The 1,003-nt window shown below is 61.2% G+C and carries 1 pseudogene; it reads right to left on the bottom strand.

The window, feature by feature from the left end:
* Nucleotides 1-1,003, bottom strand: a pseudogene (locus ACWDTP_RS38650) (class 1b ribonucleoside-diphosphate reductase subunit alpha); the annotation flags it as partial.

The raw sequence follows: 1,003 nt of genomic DNA, 5'->3' as shown, positions 1-1,003 counted from the left end.
TCTCGATCTTGCTCGCCACCGGGTGGATCGAGGACGTCGAGTGGTTGATGTAGGAGATCGAACCGGTCGGCGGAACCGCCTGCAGGTTCTGGTTGTAGATACCGTGCGCCTGCACCGACTCCTTCAACGAACGCCAATCGTCCTGCGTCGGAACGTGGATGCCGGCGTCGGCGAAGATCTGGCGCACCTTGTCGGTCTTGGGCTCCCACGCCTGCTCGGTGTACTTGTCGAAGAACTCGCCCGAGGCGTACTTCGACTTCTCGAACCCGCCGAAGGCCTTACCGCGTTCGATCGCGATGAGGTTGCTGGCCCGCAGGGCGTGGTAGAGCACGGTGTAGAAGTAGATGTTGGTGAAGTCGACCCCCTCTTCGGACCCGTAGTGGATCCGTTCCCGGGCCAGGTAGCCGTGCAGGTTCATCTGCCCGAGGCCGATCGCGTGGGAGTCGTTGTTGCCCTGCTCGATCGAGGGCACCGACCAGATGTGGGTCTGATCGCTCACCGCGGTCAACGCCCGGATCGACACCTCGATGGTCTGCGCGAAGTCCGGCGAGTCCATCGTCTTGGCGATGTTGAGCGAGCCCAGGTTGCACGAAATGTCCTTGCCCACTTTGGCATAGGACAGGTCGTCGTTGAACACCGACGGCGTCGACACCTGCAGGATCTCCGAGCACAGGTTGCTGTGGGTGATCTTGCCCTCGATGGGGTTGGCCCGGTTCACCGTGTCCTCGTACATGATGTACGGGTAGCCCGACTCGAACTGCAGCTCGGCCAGCGTCTGGAAGAACTCGCGGGCCTTGATCTTGGTCTTGCGGATCTGGCCGTTGTCGACCATCTCGTAGTACTTCTCGGTGACGTTGATGTCGGCGAACGGCAGACCGTAGACGCGTTCCACGTCGTAGGGCGAGAACAGGTACATGTCCTCGTTGCGCTTGGCCAGCTCGAAGGTGATGTCGGGGATCACCACACCCAGCGACAGCGTCTTGATCCTGATCTTCTCGTCGGA

It is taken from the genome of Mycobacterium sp. NPDC003449, assembly GCF_053588415.1.
The sequence above is the reverse complement of the archived record's forward strand: the minus strand, read 5'-3'. Positions and strand labels throughout refer to the sequence as shown.